Below are 384 nucleotides of genomic sequence, written 5' to 3'. Positions count from 1 at the left end.
GTCGGGTCGGACGTCGTCGATGAGGTCCACGTCGTCGATGAGCTCGACGGTGAAGCCGTGCTGCTCCCCCAGGGTGCGCAGCAGCGCGACGTCACCGGCGCCCTTCGCACCGAAGCGGAAGTCGCTGCCGACGAAGACGAGCCGGGCGTGCAGGGTGTCGACGAGGATCTCGGACACGAACGCCTCGGGCGACTTCGACTGCAGTTCCTGGTCGAACCGGAGCAGCAGGGTGGCGTCGACCCCGGCCTCCTCGAGCAGTTCGCGGCGCTGCGCGGTGCTGGTCAGGGCCGGCGGGACGTGCGGCGGGTCGATGACGTTGAGCGGGTGGCGGTCGAACGTGACCACGGTGGCCACGAGGTCGTGCTCGCGGGCGGCACGCTCGAG

General features: G+C 70.8%; 1 pseudogene. It reads right to left on the bottom strand.

The features are described 5' to 3' along the window. A pseudogene (locus BIU91_RS00035) lies at window positions 1-384 on the bottom strand (bifunctional riboflavin kinase/FAD synthetase); the annotation flags it as partial.

The organism is Curtobacterium sp. MMLR14_002, assembly GCF_001864975.1.
GTDB lineage: Bacteria > Actinomycetota > Actinomycetes > Actinomycetales > Microbacteriaceae > Curtobacterium > Curtobacterium flaccumfaciens.
This window is presented reverse-complemented; position numbering and strand designations above follow the sequence as displayed.